The sequence below is a fragment of the Streptomyces sp. NPDC006012 genome (assembly GCF_042871185.1).
GTDB lineage: Bacteria > Actinomycetota > Actinomycetes > Streptomycetales > Streptomycetaceae > Streptomyces.
Genome location: NZ_JBIAIE010000008.1, coordinates 144,787 through 163,345, shown reverse-complemented (window position 1 = coordinate 163,345; position 18,559 = coordinate 144,787). Strand labels below are relative to the sequence as shown.

Sequence of the window (18,559 nt, the reverse complement as noted above, 5' to 3'; positions counted from 1 at the left end):
CGGGCGGGGCAGGACGAGCGGATGGCGTACGACCGGGTCGCCGTGCTCTCGGACATCCACGGTGTGCTCCCCGCGCTGGAGGCCGTCCTCGCCGAGCCCGACGTGGCCGCCGCCGACCGCCTCGTCGCGGAGTGCGCCTACCCGGACATCGCCGACTGGGCCGACTATTTCCTGTACGCGCGGGCCACGGACGTCGAAGTGCTGGAGCTGTTCGGCCCGCGGGACGGGCGGCGGGACCCAGGGCGGGACGGGCGGGGCCGACGAACGGCGGACGAGCATCCGGACCAGCGGCCGGACGAGCGGAACAAAGGGGTGCGCTGAGGCCGCTTGCGATTCCGTCGCGTCCAGGACAGTGGCATACGAGGTTCACACTCCTGTCGGGGTCTCTTACCCTGGACCTGGTAATACATCGTGATGAACAGCCACATCCACACCCACCGACCGAGCAACTGGACCGCCCGTGACCCCCTCCGACTCCGCCTCTCAGACCTCCGCCGTCTCCGCGCAGCAGACCGCGGGGGGCCGGTTCGGTTCGCTCGGGCCGATCGGCCTCGTGCTGGCCGGCGGGGTCTCGGTCCAGTTCGGCGGAGCGCTCGCCGTGACCCTCATGCCCCGGGCCGGAGCCCTCGGCGTGGTGACGCTGCGGCTGCTCGCGGCGGCCGTCGTCCTGCTCGTGGTGTGCCGGCCCCGGCTGCGCGGTTACTCGCGCACCGACTGGGGCACGGTGATCGTCTTCGGTGTCGCGATGGGCGGCATGAACGGCCTGTTCTACCAGGCCCTGGACCGCATCGCGCTGGGCCCCGCGGTCACCCTGGAGGTACTGGGCCCGCTGGCGCTGTCGGTGCTGGCCTCCCGCCGGGCGGTCAACACCGTCTGGGCGGGCCTGGCCCTCGGCGGGGTCTTCCTGCTGGGCGGCGGGGGCTTCGGTGACCTCGACCTGGCGGGCGTCGGCTTCGCGCTCGGCGCGGGGGCGATGTGGGCGGCGTACATCGTCTTCAGCGTCCGCACCGGCCGCCGCTTCCCGCAGGCCGACGGGGTGGCGCTGGCCGTCGCGGTGGCGGCCCTGCTGATCCTGCCGCTGGGGATCGCCGACGCGGGCACGAAACTGTTGAACCCGACCACCGTCGCGCTGGGTTCGGCGGTGGCGGTGCTCTCCTCCGTACTGCCCTACACCCTCGAACTGGTCGCCCTGCGCCGCCTGCCCGCCTCCACCTTCGCCATCCTCATGAGCCTGGAACCGGCCCTCGCCGCCGCCGCGGGCTTCCTGATCCTCGGCCAGGCCCTGTCGGTCACCGAGACCCTGGCCATCGCCCTGGTCATCGCGGCCAGCGTGGGCGCGGTGCGCACCCAGGTGGGCCGGAGGAAGCCGAAGCCGAAGCCGCAGGCGAGGACCGCGCGGGAACAGGAGCCGGCGGTGAAGCCGGAACCGGTGGCGATGCCGGAACCGGTGGCGATGCCGGAACCGGCGCGCGAGCTGGCAGCGGAACCGCAGCGGCCGACGTCCTGACCGGCCGGACACCGTCGGTGGGCCGCCGCCCGGTCAGTCCGGTCGCCGAGGGGCCGGGCGGCCCCACCACAGGCGGGCGTCGTCCGGGGCGGGCCCCGGGCGCAGTGCGGTGACGGCGAGGGCGCGTACCGCTCGCGGGTGCAGCAGTACCGCGGCGCTTTGTGTCATGTGCATCGCGGCGAGGAACCGCCGGAACACCTCCGGGTCGGTGGACATGGTCCGTTGCACGGTGGTCAGCACGGCGTTGGTGACCCGGGTGGAACGGTCGGCGGCGGGGCCGAGGTGCCAGCCGCGGTCCTGCACCGTGGACATGATCCAGGGGCGCCGGGTCAGCTCGGCCACCCGCTGCTGGTAGGACCGGGTGAAGCCGTGGCCGGGTCCGGCGGGCAGGCGGGCGAGCATGGTGTGCAGGAGTTCCGCCTCCATGGCGGCGACGCCCATCCCCTGCCCGTAGAGCGGGTTGAAGGCGCAGACGGAGTCGCCGAGGGCGATCAGCCCGTCGGGCCAGCGGGGCAGCCGGTGGTAGTGGGTGCGCCGGTTGGCGCAGTGGGCGTAGCGGCGTACGGCGGTCAGTGGTGTGAGGTGGGCGAGCAGGTCGGCCAGCGGAGTGCGCAGGCTCCGGGCGAACGCGGTGAAACCGTCGGGGTCGTGCGGCGGGTGGTCGTCGCTCGCGCCTTGCAGGGTGACCAGGAGCCGGCCGTCCTCGACCCGGGTGGCCATGAACCCGCGGCGGACGTACGGAGCCTGGACGAGTTCCATGGCGGCGGCCCAGGGCGGAGTGAGCGGGTCGGGCGCGGCGTACAGCCGTGAGGCGTAGCCGACGTGCGCGTCGATGACCGTCGACGCGACGGCGGGCAGGCCCAGTCCGGTCAGCCAGCCGGGCAGCCGGGAGGCGCGTCCGCTCGCGTCCACCACCAGGTCGGCGGCGAGGACCGTGCCGGTGTCGCGGGCGCGCACCCCGGTCACCCGGCCGGGCCCGCCGGTCAGGCCGGTGACCCGTACGCCGGAACGGACCCGGACGTTGCGCAGGCTCAGCACCCGCTCGCGCAGATGGGCTTCGAGCAGGGGACGGCTGAAGGTCTGGAGCGGGATTCCGGTCGTGGCCCGCGGCGACCAGCACGTCGGGAACCGGAACGCCACGATCTGCCCGAAGTCCCCGCCGGGGGCGCTGGCCTGGGTCAGGTCGTCGTGCAGTCCGGGGAAGAAGCGCTCCATCACCTGGGCGCCCCGGGCGGTGAGGCCGTGCACGTGGTGGCCCTGCGGCACGCCGGGACGCTGTCCGGGCCGGGCCGGCAGCGCGTCCTGTTCGACGATCTCGACCTCGGAGAAGCCGTCCGCCAGCACCCGGGCGGCCAGCAGCCCGGCGATTCCCGCGCCGACGACGAGGGCCCGGCGGCGCGCGGGTCGGGACCGGGAGGACAGCAGCCGGGCGACCATGATCAGTTCCGGGTGAGCAGGTCGGTGACGAGTGCGGGCTCGCCCGGCGGCACCAGATGCGAGTAGCGCAGGCAGACCTGGCTCCAGTGCAGATAGCCGCTCATCGCGCTGCGCATGCAGTCGGTGAGCCGCGCGACGACCGCGGCGTCGGGCCGGGGCGGACCGTCCGCGAGTACGTCCTGCCCCGGGACGTCCTGCCCGGCGAAGTCCTCCCCGAGGCCGCCCTGCCCGGGCCTGCCCTCCCCAGCCGTGCCCTCGCTCACAGGGTCCTTTCCGACCGCCCGCTCCCCGAGCCTGTCCTCCAGCGCGACGAACTCCGCGCACCAGCCGTGGATCATCCGCTGGATCTCGGCGATCGCGGTGTCGCGGCCGCAGCCGAGTTCGTGCTCGATGACCAGGACCAGATTGTGCAGGTCGCCGCGGGACTCCTCCTTCTCGACGGAATGGACGTCGTTGAGGGTGTCCACGACGTCGGCGGTGATGTCGAGCATGCGGCGCACCGTCGGGTCCGCGTAGCGACGGGGCGGCAGTTCGAAGCCGTATGCCTTCTGGCTCAGGTCGAGCATGGCGTAGACGAAGCCGGACCTGCGGCGCAGCGCGAAGTGCTCGGCCCGGGTCGGGACGTGACGGTGCGCGCGGTTGCCGGCCTCCTCGGCGTAGGCGTTGAGGTACCACTGCCAGTGCTGCCCGGTGGCCGCCAGCCAGTCGGACGAGGCTCGGTGGGCCAGGCGGCGCCACACCTGCGCGAACGCGCCGGCCAACGGACCCGCGCCGGCCGGTGCGGCGCCGTCCGAGGCGATCACGTCGGTGAAGGTGCGGCAGGCCGCCGCGACCCGGCGCGGCTCGGCGGCCAGCGGACCGTCGAACTGGTCGTCCAGGAAGGTGGCCACGACGACCGCGTCCACCGCCAGATCCAGCCGTTCCCCGGTGGCACGCGGGATCCAGGCCGCCATGAGACCGGCGATGTCCCAGCGCAGGAACCGCCGCCGGTTGACGGGATGGGCCACCAGGCCCTGGCGTGCGCACCAGTCGAGACTGCGCCGCCGGGCGTCGTCCGCGTCCGGGCTGACGTCCGGTGCGAAGGGCAGGTGGAACGCGATGTCCTGCGGCATGACCATGCCTTCCGACAGCCGCCCCGGCCCCGCCCGCTGCTGCTCTCACGTTGCCTGAAGGAGAGCGGCTCTGAGGGGCAGCATGCCCGGTACGACGGCGGACAGACGGCCGTACCGCGTCCTTGGTTCATTAGTAGAGTAGGGAACCAGTTGAGCAAGGGAGGCAGGATGTCACTCCTGGATGACGGCGGGCCGATCTTCGCCCAGATCGCCGCCGAGCTGGCGAACCAGATCGCCGACGGCACCGTGGGCGAGGGCGAGAGGGTCGCGTCCAGCAACGAACTCGCGGCCTTCTACCGGGTCAACCCGGCCACGGCGGCGCGCAGCCTCACCGTGCTCTCGGACGAGGGCCTGGTGGAGAAGCGGCGGGGCGTCGGCATGTTCGTCGCGCAGGGCGCGCGGGACCGGTTGGTGCAGGCCCGGCGGCGCCGCTTCGCCGACCGCTACGTACGGCCGCTGGTGGTCGAGGCGGCACGGCTCGGCATCGGGCTGGACGAACTGCTCGGCCTGGTCCGCGAGGAACTGGCCTCGGCCGAGGTGACGACGGGAGGCGGGGCATGACGTCGGCGATATCGGCGGCCGGGGTCGGGCGCCGCTACCGCGACCATCAGGCGCTGACCGATGTCACCTTCGAGATCGGCACACCGTGCATCACCGGACTGCTGGGCCGCAACGGCGCCGGGAAGACCACGCTGCTGCGCATCCTGGCGGGGCAGGAGTTCGCCACCTCCGGGCGGGTGCACGTCTTCGGGGCCGGGCCGCTGGAGAACGGGCCGGTACTGCGCCGGATGATCCTCGTACGGGAGGACCAGACGTACCCCGACCTGCGGGTCCGGCACGCGATCACGGCAGCGTCACTGCTCTACCCGAACTGGGACGCCGACCTGGCCGGCACGCTGCTGGACGCGTACGAACTGCCGCCGAACCGGCCGGTCAAGAAGCTGTCGCGCGGCATGCGCACCGCACTCGGCATCATCATCGGGCTGGCCGCCCGCGCCGAACTCACCCTGTTCGACGAGCCGTACGCCGGCCTGGACGCCGTCGCCCGCACGTTCTTCTACGACCAGCTGCTGGCCGACTACACCGCCCACCCGCGGTGCATCGTGCTCTCGACCCACCTCATCGACGAGGCCGCCGAACTCCTCGACCGCGTCCTGGTCCTCGACCGCGGCCGACTGGTCCTCGACGCGCCCGCCGACGACCTGCGCGGCGCCGCCATGATCGTCACCGGCCCGGCCGACGGTGTGGAGCGGTTCGTCGCGGGCCGTACGACGCTGAACCGGCGCACCCTGGGCGCGCACACCACCGTGGTGATGGCCGGCCGCCTCGACGAACGCGACCGCGAACTCGCCGGCCACCTGCGCCTGCGCCTGGAGGGCGTCACTCTGCAGCAACTCGCGGTGCACGCGGCCGAGAACCACGACCAGGCCGGCCTCACGACAGGGAGAGCATCCTGATGCGCCCCACCCCGATCGCCACCGTCGTCCGCTACCTGCTCCTCGACCGGGTCACCTACCTCGTGCTGCCCTGGGCGTGGGCGGCCTTCGGCTTCCTGCTCGACGTGGTGGTCCTGCGACTCACACCGGCGGGCCACACCGACCACCGCTGGGTCGGCGGACTGACCGCGGTCTTCCTCGTCATCGCCGTCGTGGGCGCGCAGTCCGTCGCCCGCGCACTGCCCTTCGCCCTCACCCTCGGAGTCAGCCGACGCGCCTACTTCCTCGGCGTCACGTCGCTGGCCCTGACCCTGTCCGTGTGCTTCGGGCTCGTCGTCGCAGTCGGCCAGATCCTCGAACGCGCGACGGGCGGATGGGGCATCGACATGGCCTACTTCCGCATGCCCTTCCTCCTGGACGGCCCCTGGTACCAGTCGTGGCTCACCGCGACGACGGTGTTCGTCCTCCTGTTCGTCTACGGGATGTGGTACGGCCTGGTCCACCGCCGCGCCGGGATACCCGGCACCGCGTTCTTCGGCGCGGCACAGCTCGGCGTGCTGGCGCTCGCCGCGGTCATCGCGACCTGGGTGCACGGCTGGGGCGGCATCGGCCGCTTCCTCACCACCCTCACCGCCGCCGGGGTCACCGGCGTCATCGCCGTCGCCGTGGCCGTCCTGCTGGCCGGCGCCTTCGCGACCCTCCGCCGTCTGACCGTCTGAGACCGCGACGCACCCGGCGCGGGAGGCAAACAGGGTCGGCGACCCTCCGAACGGGCCGCCCCGCGCGTCACCCGGCGGCGTGCGCGAGGAATTCCCCCCAGGCACCGGCGGAGAAGACCACCTGCGGACCACCGGGATGCTTGGAGTCGCGGACGGCTATGCGGGGGGTGAGATCGGCGACTTCGACGCACTGGCCGCCGGTGTCGCCGCTGTACGACGACTTACGCCATTCCGTGCCCGTCAGGTTCAGGGTCATTCCCATACCGTTCCTCCATCACACGGGCGATGAGGGCTGCCGAGTCGTCGACAGGGTGGGCAGCCGCCTGTAGGTGATCGTAACGGACCGAACCTTCTTTGAGAGCTTCCGGATTGGCCGTCATATGGCCCTGGACGAAGTCCTCGGTGTAGACGATGTCGGCGTCTTTCTCGAAGCGCAGAAGGCAGAACGAGCCCGTCAGTCCTGTGTGCGCCCTAGCCTTGAATGGCAGCACCTGGATGTCCAGCCACGTGTACTTCTGCAGGTCCAGCAGGTGCGCGAGTTGCCCCCGCATGACCTCTCTGCCGCCGACCTCCTGATGGAGGACCGCTTCGCTGAGGACCACCCAGACCGCCGGTGGCTGCTCCCGTTCCAGAACGCGCTGCCGCTCCATTCGTGCCGCCACTCTCGCGTCCAGCCCTGCTTCATCTCTCGTGCCCAGCACCACGCGCGCGTAGGGCTCTGTCTGAAGCAGGCCGTCCACCAACTGGGCCTGGAATGACGAGATGTACGCCGCCTTCGCCTCCATCTCCGCATAAGGCTGGAACCAACTCGGCAACTGGCTCCGCAGCACCAGCCCCACCAGCCGGGAGAACAATCCGTCCGTCCCCAGTGCCGCGTCCACCCGTTCGGAGAACTCCCGTTGCGGCACCTTCATGGCCGTCTCGATCTGGCCGATCAGCGATCCCGTGCAGAACACGATCGAGCCCAGCTGCGCCAGCGTCAGGCCGGCCGCCTCCCGCGCGCGGCGCAGCTCGTAGCCGTAGTAGTCCAACGGCGATGCACTGGGGTCCAGTTCACGGCTTCGCACACCAACCACCTCCATCACCGAGAGTAGTGGGACGACCGCTCACGGGCGCGACGCTTGTGGAAAACTATTCATGCAAGCGTGCTTGATTGTTTCTGGGGCCGCTGCCATGCTCCTCCCCATGGCCGACCCCACCCCCGTCTTCGACGACCTGCGCGCCGAGAGTGCCGAACTGGACCGGCTGGTGGCCGAGTTGGAGCCGAACGGCTGGGCGCTCGCGACGCCCGCGCCCGGCTGGACCGTCGCGCACCAGATCGCCCACCTCACCTGGACCGACCGTTCGGCGCTGCTCGCGGTCACCGACGCGGACGCGTTCCGGTCGGTGGCGGAGAAGGCGCTCGCCGCTGCGGAGACCTTCGTCGACGAGGCGGCGCAGGAGGGGGCCCGACTGTCCCCCGAGGAACTGCTCTCGCAGTGGCGCCGGGTGCGGGCCGCGCTCGACCGGGCGCTGCGGGCCGCGCCCGCCGGTGCGCGTTTCCCCTGGTTCGGGCCGCCCATGTCGGCGGCCGGCGTGGCCACCGGCCGGATCATGGAGACCTGGGCGCACGGCCAGGACGTGGCCGACGCCCTGGGGGTGGTCCGTACCCCCACGGACCGGCTGAAGCACGTGGTCCGCATCGGCGTGCGGGCCCGCGACTTCGCGTTCGGCGTGCACGGACTGCCCGTTCCCGCCGAGGAGTTCCGGGTGGAGGTGGTCGGTCCGTCCGGCGAGGCGTGGGCGTACGGTCCTAAGGACGCGGCCCAGCGCGTCACCGGCCCCGCCGTCGACTTCTGTCTGCTGGTGACCCAGCGGGTCCACCGGGCGGACCTCGCGGTGCGCGCCGAGGGGCCGGACGCCGACCACTGGCTGGACATCGCGCAGGCGTTCGCGGGCCCGCCCGGCGCCGGACGGGAGCCCGGGGGCGACCGGGGCAAGGGCGGCAACGGCGGCCGGGGGGACGGGCCTGCGGACGGCCCGGAGGCCCGGTCGTGACCGGCCGCGTGCTGCGCATAGGCAACGCCTCCGGTTTCTACGGCGACCGGTTCGACGCCATGCGGGAGATGCTCACCGGCGGTGACCTGGATGTCCTGACCGGGGACTATCTCGCCGAACTGACCATGCTGATCCTGGGCCGGGACCGGCTGAAGGACCCGGGCGCCGGGTATGCCCGCACCTTTCTGCGCCAGTTGGAGGAGTGTCTCGGGCTCGCGCAGGAGCGGTCCGTGAAGATCGTGACCAATGCCGGGGGGCTCAACCCCGCCGGCCTCGCCGACGCCGTACGGAAGCTGGCGGACCGGCTGGGCATACCGGTGCGGGTCGCCCATGTGGAGGGCGACGACCTCACCGGGGCCCGGATCGCCGGGTTCGTCCGGCCGGAGGGCACCCTCGCCGCCCATGCCTACCTGGGCGGCTTCGGCATCGCGGAGTGCCTGCGGGCCGGTGCCGACCTCGTGGTCACCGGGCGGGTGACCGATGCGGCGCTGGTCACCGGCCCGGCCGCCGCGCACTTCGGCTGGACGCGGGGGCAGTACGACCGGCTGGCCGGTGCCGTGGTCGCCGGGCACGTGCTGGAGTGCGGGGCGCAGGCCACCGGCGGGAACTACGCCTTCTTCACCGAGGGCGACGTGCGGCGCCCGGGCTTCCCGCTCGCCGAGATCCACGAGGACGGCACGGCCGTCGTCACCAAGCACCCCGGCACCGGCGGGTTCGTGGACGCCGGCACGGTCACGGCACAGCTGCTGTACGAGACGGCCGGCGCCCGGTACGCGGGCCCCGACGTCACCGCCCGGCTCGACACGGTCCGGCTCGGCCAGGACGGCCCCGACCGGGTGCGGATCGAGGGCGTGAGAGGGGAGGCGCCGCCGCCCACCCTGAAGGTCGGCCTCAACCGGCTCGGCGGCTTCCGCAACGAGGTCTCCTTCGTCCTCACCGGGCTGGACATCGAGGCCAAGGCGGCGCTGGTGCGCGGGCAACTGGCCGACGCGCTCGCCGGGTCGGAGCCCGCCGAGGTGCGCTGGGACCTGGTGCGCACCGACCGGCCGGACGCGGACACGGAGGAGACCGCGAGCGCCGTGCTGCGCCTGGTCGTCAAGGATCGCGACCAGGACGTCGTCGGCCGGGCGCTGACCGGTGCCGCCGTCGAACTGGCCCTGGCCAGTTACCCCGGTTTCCACGTGCTGGCACCCCCGGGCAAGGGCGCCCCCTACGGGGTCTTCGAGGCCGCGTACGTGCCCCAGGGCGCCGTCGAACAGGTGGCGGTCCTCGACGACGGGCGGCGGATCCCGGTGCCGGGGGCCGGGCAGACCCGGGTACTCACCGCCGTACCGGAACCGGAGCTGCCGGTCCCGCTGCCCGCCGGGCCGGTCCGCCGGGCGCCGCTGGGACGGGTCGCCGGGGCCCGCAGCGGCGACAAGGGCGGGGACGCCAACGTGGGCGTGTGGGTCCGTACGGACGACGCCTGGCGGTGGCTCGCGCACGAGCTGACGGCCGACAGGTTCCGGGAGCTGATGCCCGAGAGCCGGCCGCTGACCGTCGTCCGGCACGTCCTGCCCCACCTGCGCGCCCTCAACTTCACCGTCGAGGGCGTTCTCGGCGCGGGCGTCGCCGCCCAGCACCGTTTCGACCCGCAGGCCAAGGCCCTCGGCGAGTGGCTGCGATCCCGACACCTGGACATCCCGGAGGCCCTGCTGTGACGGTCCTTTCCTCCGCGGTCGACCCGGCCGGCGCCGACCACCGGGCGAACCGCGAGGCCATGCTCGCCAAGCTCGCCGAGCTGGACGCGGAACACGCGAAGGCCCTCGCGGGCGGCGGCCCGAAGTACGTCGAGCGGCACCGGAAGCGCGGCAAGCTGCTCGCCCGCGAACGCATCGAACTTCTCCTCGACCCGGACACCCCGTTCCTGGAGCTGTCCCCGCTGGCCGCCTGGGGCAGCGACTACGCCGTCGGTGCCTCCCTGGTCACCGGGATCGGCGTGGTCGAGGGCGTCGAATGCCTGATCACCGCCAACGACCCGACCGTGCGCGGCGGCACCAGCAACCCCTGGAGCCTGAAGAAGGCGCTGCGCGCCAACGACATCGCGCTGGCCAACCGGCTGCCCTGCATCAGCCTGGTGGAGTCGGGCGGCGCCGATCTGCCCTCGCAGAAGGAGATCTTCATCCCCGGGGGCGCGATCTTCCGGGACCTCACCCGGCTGTCGGCGGCCGGGATCCCGACGGTCGCGGTCGTCTTCGGCAACTCGACGGCGGGCGGCGCCTACATCCCCGGCATGTCCGACCACGTGATCATGGTCAAGGAACGGGCGAAGGTGTTCCTCGGCGGGCCGCCGCTGGTGAAGATGGCCACCGGGGAGGAGAGCGACGACGAGTCCCTGGGCGGCGCCGAGATGCACGCGCGCGTGTCGGGCCTCGCCGACTACTTCGCGGTGGACGAACGGGACGCGCTGCGGCAGGCCCGGCGCGTGGTGGCCCGCCTGGGCCACCGCAAGGCGTACGACGATCCGGGGCCGGCCGCGCCGCCCAAGTACGACCCGGAGGACCTGCTCGGCATCGTCCCGGGCGACCTGAAGACCCCCTTCGACCCGCGCGAGGTGATCGCCCGGATCGTCGACGGCTCCGACTTCGACGAGTTCAAACCGCTGTACGGGACGAGCCTGGCGACCGGCTGGGCCGAGCTGCACGGCTACCCGGTGGGCATCCTCGCCAACGCGCAGGGCGTGCTGTTCAGCCAGGAGTCGCAGAAGGCCGCCCAGTTCATCCAGCTCGCCAACCAGCGCGACATCCCGCTGCTGTTCCTGCACAACACCACCGGCTACATGGTCGGCAGGGAGTACGAGCAGGGCGGCATCATCAAACACGGCGCGATGATGATCAACGCGGTCAGCAACAGCCGCGTACCGCATCTGTCGGTCCTGCTGGGCGCCTCCTACGGCGCCGGGCACTACGGCATGTGCGGGCGCGCCTACGACCCGCGGTTCCTGTTCGCCTGGCCCAGCGCCAAGTCGGCCGTCATGGGCCCGCAGCAGCTCGCCGGGGTGCTCTCGATCGTGGCCCGGCAGTCGGCCGCCGCGAAGGGACAGCCCTACGACGAGGACGCCGACGCCGGGCTGCGCGCCATGGTGGAGCAGCAGATCGAGTCCGAGTCACTGCCGATGTTCCTGTCGGGGCGGCTGTACGACGACGGTGTCATCGACCCGCGCGACACCCGCACCGTCCTCGGCCTGTGCCTGTCCGCCGTCCGCACCGCACCCTACGAAGGCGCGCGGGGCGGCTTCGGCGTCTTCCGGATGTGAGGGACCCGAAAATGATCACCTCTGTCCTTGTGGCCAACCGGGGCGAGATCGCCTGCCGGATCTTCCGCACCAGCCGCGACCTGGGCATCCGGACCATCGCCGTGCACTCGGACGCCGACGAGAACGCGCTGCACGCGCGCGTGGCCGACACCGCCGTACGGCTGCCGGGCGCGACGCCCGCCGAGACCTATCTGCGGACCGACCTGATCGTGCAGGCGGCCGTGGCGGCCGGCGCGGACGCCGTGCACCCCGGCTACGGCTTCCTGTCCGAGAACCCCGCCTTCGCGCGCGCCGTCCTGGACGCGGGCCTGGTCTGGATCGGGCCGCCGCCGGAGGCGATCGAGGCGATGGCGTCCAAGACCCGCGCCAAGGCGCTGATGGGGCTCGCGCCGCTCGACGAGGTCACCGAGGCCGACCTGCCGGTCCTGGTCAAGGCGGCGGCGGGCGGCGGCGGACGCGGCATGCGGATCGTCCGCGCCCTGGACCGGCTCGACGACGCGCTGGCGGGCGCGCGGGCCGAAGCGGAGAGCGCCTTCGGGGACGGTGAGGTGTTCGTGGAGCCCTACGTCGAGCACGGCCGCCACGTCGAGGTGCAGGTCCTCGCCGACACGCACGGCACGGTGTGGACGCTCGGCACCCGCGACTGCTCCCTCCAGCGCCGCCACCAGAAGGTCGTCGAGGAGGCCCCCGCGCCCGGCCTTAAGGCCGCGCTCACCGACGAGCTGTACGCGCTCGCCGAGCGCGCCGCCCGCTCCGTGTCGTACGTGGGCGCGGGCACCGTCGAGTTCCTGGTCGCCGACGGCAGGGCCCACTTCCTGGAGATGAACACCCGCCTCCAGGTCGAACACCCCGTCACCGAGGCCGTGTTCGGCATCGACCTGGTGGCCGAGCAGATCCGCGTCGCCGAGGGCCACGCCCTGGCGGACGTGCCGCCACGCGCGCGTGGCCATGCGGTCGAGGCCCGCCTGTACGCCGAGGACCCGGCCCGCGACTGGGCCCCGCAGACCGGCACCCTGCACCGCCTCGCCGTACCGGACGGCGTCCGCCTGGACACCGGCTACACCGACGGCGACGAGATCGGCGTCCACTACGACCCGATGCTCGCGAAGGTCGTCGCCCATGCGCCCACCCGCGCGGAGGCCCTCCGCAAACTGTCCGGCGCGCTGGAGCGGACGGCCGTGCACGGCCCGGTCACCAACCGCGACCTGCTCGTACGGTCCCTGCGGCACCCGGAGTTCGGCGCGGCCCGGATGGACACCGGCTTCTACGACCGCCACCTCACCGCACTGACCGAGCCCGCCCCCGACCCGTACGCCCCGCTGGCCGCCGCGCTCGCCGACGCGCACGGCCGCTCCCGCTTCGGCGGCTTCCGCAATGTCCCCTTCCAGCCGCAGACCAAGCGCTACCTGATGGCGGGCGAGGAGCACGAGGTCCACTACCGGCACACCCGCGAAGGGCTCACGGCCGACGGCGTACGGGTCGTGCACGCCGACGCGCGTCTGGTCGTACTCGAAGCCGACGGCGTACGGCGGCGCTTCGAGGTCGCCCGCTACGGCGACCGGGTCCACGTGGGCGCCACCGTCCTCACCGCGCTGCCCCGCTTCCCGGACCCGACGGCCCAGCTCGCCCCCGGTTCCCTGCTGGCCCCGATGCCCGGCACGGTCGTACGCGTCGCCGAGGACCTGGCCGAGGGCGCCCCGGTGGCGGCGGGCCGGCCCCTGATCTGGCTGGAGGCGATGAAGATGCAGCACCAGATCTCGGCACCCGTCACCGGCACCCTCACCGCGCTGCACGTCACACCCGGACAGCAGGTGGAGCCGGGCACGGTGCTAGCGGTGGTCGAACCCTCCTAGGGCCGGCGGGGAACAGAGGAACAGGGGAACAGAGGAACAGAGGAACAGGGGAACAGCGCGAGCGGACCGGGCAGCCGGGGCACAGCGCGAGCAACCACACACCAGCCGTACGCGGAGGAACCCATGACCACCCTCATCGAGTCCGACGAGCACAAGGCACTACGAGCCGCGGTGGCCGCCCTCGGGCAACGCTACGGCCGTGACTACCTCACCCGCACCGTCGCCGAGGGCCGCCACCCCGCGGAACTGTGGGCCGAAGCGGGCGAACTCGGCTACCTCGGCGTCAACCTCCCCGAGGAGCACGGCGGCGGGGGCGGCGGCATCGCCGAACTTTCCATCGTCCTAGAAGAGTTGGGTGCCGCGGGCTGTCCGCTGCTGATGCTGGTCGTCTCGCCCGCGATCTGCGGCACGGTCATCGCCCGCTTCGGCACCGAGGAGCAGAAACGCGCCTGGCTGCCCGGCCTCGCCGACGGCACCCGCACCATGGCCTTCGGCATCACCGAGCCCGACGCCGGTTCCAACTCGCACCGCATCACCACCACCGCCCGCCGCGACCCCGGCACCGGCGACTGGCTGCTGACCGGCCGCAAGGTGTTCATCTCCGGCGTGGACATCGCCGACGCGGTGCTGATCGTCGGCCGCACCGAGGACGCCCGCACCGGACGCCTCAAGCCCTGCCTGTTCATCGTCCCGCGCGAGGCCGAGGGCTTCACCCGGCGGCCCATCGACATGGAGATCAACGCCGCCGAGAAGCAGTTCGAACTCACCCTGGACGACGTACGGCTACCCGTCGACGCGTTTGTGGGCGACGAGGACGCGGGCCTGCTCCAACTCTTCGCCGGGCTCAATCCGGAACGCATCATGACGGCCGCGTTCGCGATCGGCATGGGCCGCTACGCGCTGGCGAGGGCGGTCGAGTACGCCCGGGACCGCACCGTCTGGCAGGCTCCCATCGGCGCCCACCAGGCCGTCGCACACCCCCTCGCGCAGGCCCACATCGACCTCGAACTGGCCCGGCTGATGATGCAGAAGGCCGCCCACCTCTACGACGCGGGGGACGACGCCGGCGCCGGCGAGGCCGCCAACATGGCCAAGTACGCCGCCGGAGAAGCCTGCGTGAAGGCAGTCGACCAGGCCGTGCACACCCTCGGCGGCAACGGCCTCACCCGGGAGTTCGGCCTCGCCTCGCTGATAACGGCCGCGCGGGTGGCCCGTATCGCCCCGGTGAGCCGGGAGATGATCCTCAACTACGTCTCCCACCAGAGCCTGGGGCTGCCCAAGTCTTATTAGGGGCCATCTGCGGGGGATCCATCAGGACCCCAGTCCGCCTTGGAGGTAGGGCGGCTCCGAGTGCAGGCGGGCGGGGCCGCATGGTGTCAAGCGCGGGCCCGGACGATGAGAGTGCCGATGTGGCCGGCCTTCGGCGCGTCTGCCACTGTCGCCTGAGCGGAGGCGAAGCCGGCCCGGACGAGGTGCCGTTCCCACACTGCGGGCTTGTAGCTGTAGCGGTAGGTGAACATGGCCTTGCCCGCGAAGCCGCCCTTGTACATGCCCTGCGGGCCGTAGGCGCCGGGGATGGCCGGCGGCTGGGAGAACACGAACGTGCCCCCCGGCACCAGGTGCTCGCGGACGAGGGGGAACAGGCGGGAGGGGTCGGTGAACCAGGCCGCGCCGAAGATCGAGTACACGGAGTCGTAGCGGGCTTCGTCGGCGGTCAGCCAGTCGAGGACCTCCCCCTGTTCGATGCGCACGCCGAGCGGTGCCCACTTCTCGCCTGCGCGCTGCACCATGCGCGGCGACAGGTCGACGCCGGTTGTCCTGACGCCCAACCGGGCGAGATGGGCCAAGGCGCGGCCGGTGCCGCAACCGATCTCCAGCACGGATTCCGGGGCGCCCAGCAACTCGGGGCCGGGGCCGTGGCCGGCGTACTGGGTCCAGCAGAACGAGGGCTCGGCGTCGTCCTTGAAGGCGGACTCGGCGAAGGTGTTCCACAGTTCGGTCTCGGCGGCGATGTCGTGCGGTACGGGCACAGCGGGTTCCTCTGATCGGTGGGATGCGGGGCCCCCGCCCTCGGGTGCTGTGAGGGCGGGGGCGACTGTAGCGGGGTCAGTGGCTGTCGGGGACCTTGTCGTCGCACGGGGAGCAGTCCGCGCCGTCGATGGCCCACAGTTCCTCGTCGACCGGCCAGCCCTGTGTCTTCAGGAATTCGCCGGTACGCAGGCACAGGCCGTCGCCGCGGCGATCGATGAAGGGTGCGTGGTGTTTGAACCGGCCGCCGTTGTAGAGGCGGCAGATGCCCCACCAGACGGATGTGTCGAGGATGAGCTGGTGGACGCCGATGTCGACGAGTTTGCCGACGCCGAGGTGCACGTCAGGGTTTTCGATGGAGCCCATGACGTACATGACGGCGTTGCCGAGGATTCGTTCGGCCATGTCGCGGACCATGGTGTGGTCGCGCAGGAGCAGTGCGACCTCGCGGTCCCAGATGCTCATGCGGCTGTCGAAGATGTTGACGGTCAGTTCGGTGATGTGCGGCATGACCGCGTTCAGCAGCTCTTGCGGGTCTCGGGTGGAGCTGGGTGCGGTGGGACTGTCGAGCGCGATGGACACGATTCCCTCCTTGGTCGGTTGGCTGCCTTCTGGGGTGAGGGCAGCCGCCCGCCCGGTTCGGCGCCCACGGGCTGCGGAGCCGGGCGCGCGCACCAAAGGCACTCGGCACCCCGCACCTTGTCGTCGGCGAGGCCGTCCAGGTCGGGCAGCGCCAGGGCCTCAAGGACCTCGGTGGGGATCTCCTGAACCGGGCTGCTCATCTGATCACCCCGTAGGGCGGCCGACGGTACGGTGCGGCATGTCGACTCCTTCGCAGTCGGCCATGCCCCTTGCCGCTGGTAGGTCCAGGCAACGGAGTTGACGATCATGGGGTGTAGCAGGGGGTCGGCGGACTGCCTCGCAGCGTCTATGGCCCGTTCCAGACTGATCAGTGCAAGATCTGTTTTCCCCATCCGCACGGCAACGTGACCGGCCAGCTGAAGTACTTTTCCCAGTGCTGCGAAACCGGCGCCCTTGTCATCGGCGTTGGTCGAAGCCGCGGCCGTGCGTGCATCCGAGATCATGTCGGGCAGTGCCTTCATCACCGTGTCGAACTCGGCAGAGTGGTACTGCGTCCAGCCGTCCGCGATCTGCTCTCGCAGGACGGTCAGCGAAAAGTCAGGTCCTGGCGGCTCCGGCTCCGGCCCCCAGAATGTCGGCATAATGGCATGCCGCACCGCCACGAAGCGCGGGCCGTCGTTCTCTCCTGTCGAGGAGAGTGCAGGAGGGTCCCCAGGAGCGTCGTCAGCTCTACCCCAAGACCGTTCGCCAGCGCATGCAGCGTGGGCAGGCGCGCTGAGTGCTTCCGGCGTTGTTCGAGCTGACGAATCACGTCGACCGACACGCCTGAGCGCTCAGCCAGTTCCTCTTGCGTCAGGGAGGCCAACCGGCGCAGACGTCGGAGAGTCCGCCCTAGGTCTTCGTTTGCCACGTTGCCACGGTACGCCGCTGGAGCAGCGTGACAGCGAGGCAAGCGACAGACGGTCGGGGCAGGACGAAACGCCGCCGGTACAGCCCGCGGTGGTGGGGTTGTACCGGGGGCGTTCAGCCGGCGAGGAGCTGCACGGCGTATCCAGCGCCTATGCCCAACAGCCTTGGGCAGTCACAGGGTGACGCCGGCCGGGACGCGGCCGGCGGCGATGTCCGCGGCGGATGTGTAATCGGGGACGGGTCCGCGGGCCTGCTCGAACGCAGAAAGTTGGCAGGGGCGCGGTGTCGCACGGTGCGCCCCCCACTCGGTCTGCTGCTCGCAGGACTGGGTGGGAGATCGACTGAACCAAACGCTTGTCTCAAGCGTTGTAGAGCACGAACAGGTACTCCAGAAATCGCCGCGTCAAAGCGAAACCCAGCGCACCCGCTACCGATGAAAGAGATGAAATGCCGGAACAGGCTTCGAATATCGGGGAACGTGATTTTTCGGCCGCTGCGATGAGCGCGGTTGCCTCTGCCGTCTCTGGCGGTGCTGCCCTACTTATGCGGCACAATACCGGTGCGATTGTGTTGGGCGCGGCGTCAGGTATGTCAGGCGTTGCTGCTGGTGTTCTCGCCGCCCGCGCAGCCCGATCGCAGATGGCGACACACCCTGCGGCCGATATTGAGCGCGGGTCCCAGCTGTCTAACGCTCCCCGCTCCGGCATGCCGCAGTCCCCGCCTCCCGCGTACATCGCTCCCCACGCTCGCCCGAGCACACCTGGACGGTAGTTCTGCATCTCTGTTCAGGCGTCTCTCGCTGAAATTTCCCGGCGTGGGCCGGGTCGCGTGGTGTGCGAGTTTCCTGGCAGCCGTCCTGACGGCCCGTCGAACGGAAACATCGGTGAGTGCCCCACTCGCCCGACGCCTTTACATCCCGTCGGCCGCCACCGCCGTTCTTGGCACCCTTGCCGCAATACTCGGGTCCTCCACGATCACGACGACGTATGGCCCCCGATTCGGATATATCTGGCATCCCAGACGCGTACTCGACCCGACGGCATCCAATGGCGTCCGGCTGCAAGAGGAACGCCACGAACGGCACCCCGACGTCTCGCTCGTCGCGACTGAGTTGCTTCAACCGCAAGTACAAGGGCAAGTCCGCCTGCGAACCGGGCGTGTACGTGCGTCGCGACGAAGTCGAGGCCGAGGTGTGAAAGTGGCTCGCCGATGACGTCGCCGAGGAAATCGACACCGCGCCGTCCCTGCCCGAGCAGCGCACCGCGCCGGCCACCGCGCCGGACCCCCGTGCACGGCTGGTCGAGGAACGAGCGCGCACGGAAGCCGAGACAGCCAGGATCGAGGCCGCCCTCGACCGCCTTGTGGCTGCAAACGCGATGGACCCCGAGAAGTACCCGGCCGATTCGTTCGCGCGCGTCCGCGACCAGTTCCTCGGCCAGAAAGCCGATCTCCTCAAGCACTTGCAGTCGCTTGGCGAGGTCGAGGCCACGCCAATGCGCGAAAAGTTCCGGCCCCTGATCGTCGGACATGGCGGATCGTACTCATGGCGGATCAGAGTTCCATCCCGTGTGGGGAGCCCGGCCCCTGGGCCGGCCAGTGGAGCGCGAACCATGCAGGCACGCTTGATTGTTTCCGCGCCTGCTG

The 18,559-nt window shown here is 71.5% G+C and carries 16 protein-coding genes and 2 pseudogenes; 10 read left to right on the top strand and 8 right to left on the bottom strand.

The features are described from left to right. Positions 1-21: 21 nt before the first annotated feature. Together ACFYPJ_RS17450 and ACFYPJ_RS17445 are read left to right on the top strand one after the other, a co-directional pair. Positions 22-126: pseudogene (locus ACFYPJ_RS17450) on the top strand (metallophosphoesterase); the annotation flags it as partial. A gap of 334 nt (positions 127-460) precedes the next feature. Beyond that, positions 461-1,507 carry an EamA family transporter gene (locus tag ACFYPJ_RS17445; protein ID WP_389017223.1) on the top strand — a complete coding sequence of 349 codons (1,047 nt, stop codon included), beginning with the start codon at positions 461-463 and terminating at the stop codon, positions 1,505-1,507. 33 nt (positions 1,508-1,540) lie between these two features. On the opposite strand, the gene ACFYPJ_RS17440 is transcribed toward ACFYPJ_RS17445, so the two are convergent. Both ACFYPJ_RS17440 and ACFYPJ_RS17435 read right to left on the bottom strand, forming a co-directional pair. Further along, positions 1,541-2,944, bottom strand: coding sequence for an FAD-dependent oxidoreductase (locus ACFYPJ_RS17440; RefSeq protein WP_389017220.1), 1,404 nt, complete (start codon positions 2,942-2,944; stop codon positions 1,541-1,543). Between the two features lie 2 nt (positions 2,945-2,946). Beyond that, a complete protein-coding gene (locus ACFYPJ_RS17435; RefSeq protein WP_389017217.1) occupies positions 2,947-4,056 on the bottom strand; it encodes a hypothetical protein in 1,110 nt (369 codons plus the stop codon). A 168-nt stretch (positions 4,057-4,224) separates the two neighbouring features. On the opposite strand from ACFYPJ_RS17435, the gene ACFYPJ_RS17430 reads away from it, so the two are divergent. The 3 genes from ACFYPJ_RS17430 to ACFYPJ_RS17420 are packed head-to-tail and all read left to right on the top strand — an operon-like array spanning position 4,225 to position 6,211. Continuing rightward, the gene (locus tag ACFYPJ_RS17430) at positions 4,225-4,617 is read left to right on the top strand and encodes a GntR family transcriptional regulator (protein ID WP_389017214.1); all 393 of its coding nucleotides are present in this window, start codon (positions 4,225-4,227) and stop codon (positions 4,615-4,617) included. Next, the gene (locus ACFYPJ_RS17425; RefSeq protein ID WP_389017211.1) at positions 4,614-5,513 is read left to right on the top strand and encodes an ATP-binding cassette domain-containing protein; all 900 of its coding nucleotides are present in this window, start codon (positions 4,614-4,616) and stop codon (positions 5,511-5,513) included. The genes ACFYPJ_RS17430 and ACFYPJ_RS17425 overlap by 4 nt, the downstream gene beginning before the upstream one ends. Next, positions 5,513-6,211, top strand: coding sequence for a hypothetical protein (locus tag ACFYPJ_RS17420; protein ID WP_389017208.1), 699 nt, complete (start codon positions 5,513-5,515; stop codon positions 6,209-6,211). Before ACFYPJ_RS17425 ends, ACFYPJ_RS17420 begins: the two co-directional genes overlap by 1 nt. A gap of 67 nt (positions 6,212-6,278) precedes the next feature. Here the strand turns inward: ACFYPJ_RS17420 and ACFYPJ_RS17415 are convergent, their stop codons facing one another. Then, positions 6,279-6,467 (bottom strand): DUF397 domain-containing protein, encoded by a 189-nt coding sequence (locus tag ACFYPJ_RS17415; RefSeq protein ID WP_389017205.1) that lies wholly within the window; start codon positions 6,465-6,467, stop codon positions 6,279-6,281. Next, positions 6,433-7,293: a Scr1 family TA system antitoxin-like transcriptional regulator gene (locus ACFYPJ_RS17410; RefSeq protein WP_389017576.1), complete on the bottom strand. Its 861-nt coding sequence runs from the start codon at positions 7,291-7,293 to the stop codon at positions 6,433-6,435. The genes ACFYPJ_RS17415 and ACFYPJ_RS17410 overlap by 35 nt, the downstream gene beginning before the upstream one ends. Positions 7,294-7,396: 103 nt before the next feature. On the opposite strand from ACFYPJ_RS17410, the gene ACFYPJ_RS17405 reads away from it, so the two are divergent. The 5 genes from ACFYPJ_RS17405 (at position 7,397) to ACFYPJ_RS17385 (ending at position 14,686) form a co-directional block, all read left to right on the top strand. Further along, positions 7,397-8,248, top strand: a complete 852-nt coding sequence (locus ACFYPJ_RS17405) for a TIGR03084 family metal-binding protein (RefSeq protein WP_389017202.1) — start codon at positions 7,397-7,399, stop codon at positions 8,246-8,248. Further along, positions 8,245-9,948: an acyclic terpene utilization AtuA family protein gene (locus ACFYPJ_RS17400; protein ID WP_389017199.1), complete on the top strand. Its 1,704-nt coding sequence runs from the start codon at positions 8,245-8,247 to the stop codon at positions 9,946-9,948. The genes ACFYPJ_RS17405 and ACFYPJ_RS17400 overlap by 4 nt, the downstream gene beginning before the upstream one ends. Then, a complete protein-coding gene (locus ACFYPJ_RS17395; RefSeq protein ID WP_389017196.1) occupies positions 9,945-11,543 on the top strand; it encodes an acyl-CoA carboxylase subunit beta in 1,599 nt (532 codons plus the stop codon). The genes ACFYPJ_RS17400 and ACFYPJ_RS17395 overlap by 4 nt, the downstream gene beginning before the upstream one ends. Before the next feature lie 11 nt (positions 11,544-11,554). Beyond that, positions 11,555-13,396: a biotin carboxylase N-terminal domain-containing protein gene (locus tag ACFYPJ_RS17390; protein WP_389017193.1), complete on the top strand. Its 1,842-nt coding sequence runs from the start codon at positions 11,555-11,557 to the stop codon at positions 13,394-13,396. A gap of 123 nt (positions 13,397-13,519) precedes the next feature. Continuing rightward, a complete protein-coding gene (locus ACFYPJ_RS17385; RefSeq protein ID WP_389017190.1) occupies positions 13,520-14,686 on the top strand; it encodes an acyl-CoA dehydrogenase family protein in 1,167 nt (388 codons plus the stop codon). Between the two features lie 86 nt (positions 14,687-14,772). Here the strand turns inward: ACFYPJ_RS17385 and ACFYPJ_RS17380 are convergent, their stop codons facing one another. The 4 genes and pseudogenes from ACFYPJ_RS17380 to ACFYPJ_RS17365 form a co-directional block, all read right to left on the bottom strand. Continuing rightward, positions 14,773-15,426: a class I SAM-dependent methyltransferase gene (locus ACFYPJ_RS17380; RefSeq protein WP_389017187.1), complete on the bottom strand. Its 654-nt coding sequence runs from the start codon at positions 15,424-15,426 to the stop codon at positions 14,773-14,775. A 76-nt stretch (positions 15,427-15,502) separates the two neighbouring features. Continuing rightward, entirely contained in the window at positions 15,503-16,006 is a 504-nt protein-coding gene (locus ACFYPJ_RS17375) for a hypothetical protein (RefSeq protein ID WP_389017184.1), read from the bottom strand. Positions 16,007-16,272: 266 nt separating this feature from the next. Then, positions 16,273-16,916 (bottom strand): annotated as a pseudogene (locus ACFYPJ_RS17370) (helix-turn-helix domain-containing protein); the annotation flags it as partial. Between the two features lie 973 nt (positions 16,917-17,889). Further along, positions 17,890-18,444, bottom strand: a complete 555-nt coding sequence (locus ACFYPJ_RS17365) for a hypothetical protein (protein ID WP_389017181.1) — start codon at positions 18,442-18,444, stop codon at positions 17,890-17,892. Between the last annotated feature and the right edge of the window lie 115 nt (positions 18,445-18,559).

Bases quoted from the DNA above. Each gene is read 5' to 3' on its own strand.
- ACFYPJ_RS17440 (WP_389017220.1), bottom strand. From the start codon at position 2,944: ATGGTCGCCCGGCTGCTGTCCTCCCGGTCCCGACCCGCGCGCCGCCGG.
- ACFYPJ_RS17435 (WP_389017217.1), bottom strand. From the start codon at position 4,056: ATGCCGCAGGACATCGCGTTCCACCTGCCCTTCGCACCGGACGTCAGC.
- ACFYPJ_RS17430 (WP_389017214.1), top strand. From the start codon at position 4,225: ATGTCACTCCTGGATGACGGCGGGCCGATCTTCGCCCAGATCGCCGCC.
- ACFYPJ_RS17425 (WP_389017211.1), top strand. From the start codon at position 4,614: ATGACGTCGGCGATATCGGCGGCCGGGGTCGGGCGCCGCTACCGCGAC.
- ACFYPJ_RS17420 (WP_389017208.1), top strand. From the start codon at position 5,513: ATGCGCCCCACCCCGATCGCCACCGTCGTCCGCTACCTGCTCCTCGAC.
- ACFYPJ_RS17415 (WP_389017205.1), bottom strand. From the start codon at position 6,467: ATGACCCTGAACCTGACGGGCACGGAATGGCGTAAGTCGTCGTACAGC.
- ACFYPJ_RS17410 (WP_389017576.1), bottom strand. From the start codon at position 7,293: ATGGAGGTGGTTGGTGTGCGAAGCCGTGAACTGGACCCCAGTGCATCG.
- ACFYPJ_RS17405 (WP_389017202.1), top strand. From the start codon at position 7,397: ATGGCCGACCCCACCCCCGTCTTCGACGACCTGCGCGCCGAGAGTGCC.
- ACFYPJ_RS17390 (WP_389017193.1), top strand. From the start codon at position 11,555: ATGATCACCTCTGTCCTTGTGGCCAACCGGGGCGAGATCGCCTGCCGG.
- ACFYPJ_RS17385 (WP_389017190.1), top strand. From the start codon at position 13,520: ATGACCACCCTCATCGAGTCCGACGAGCACAAGGCACTACGAGCCGCG.
- ACFYPJ_RS17365 (WP_389017181.1), bottom strand. From the start codon at position 18,444: ATGTCCGACGATCAGGGGCCGGAACTTTTCGCGCATTGGCGTGGCCTC.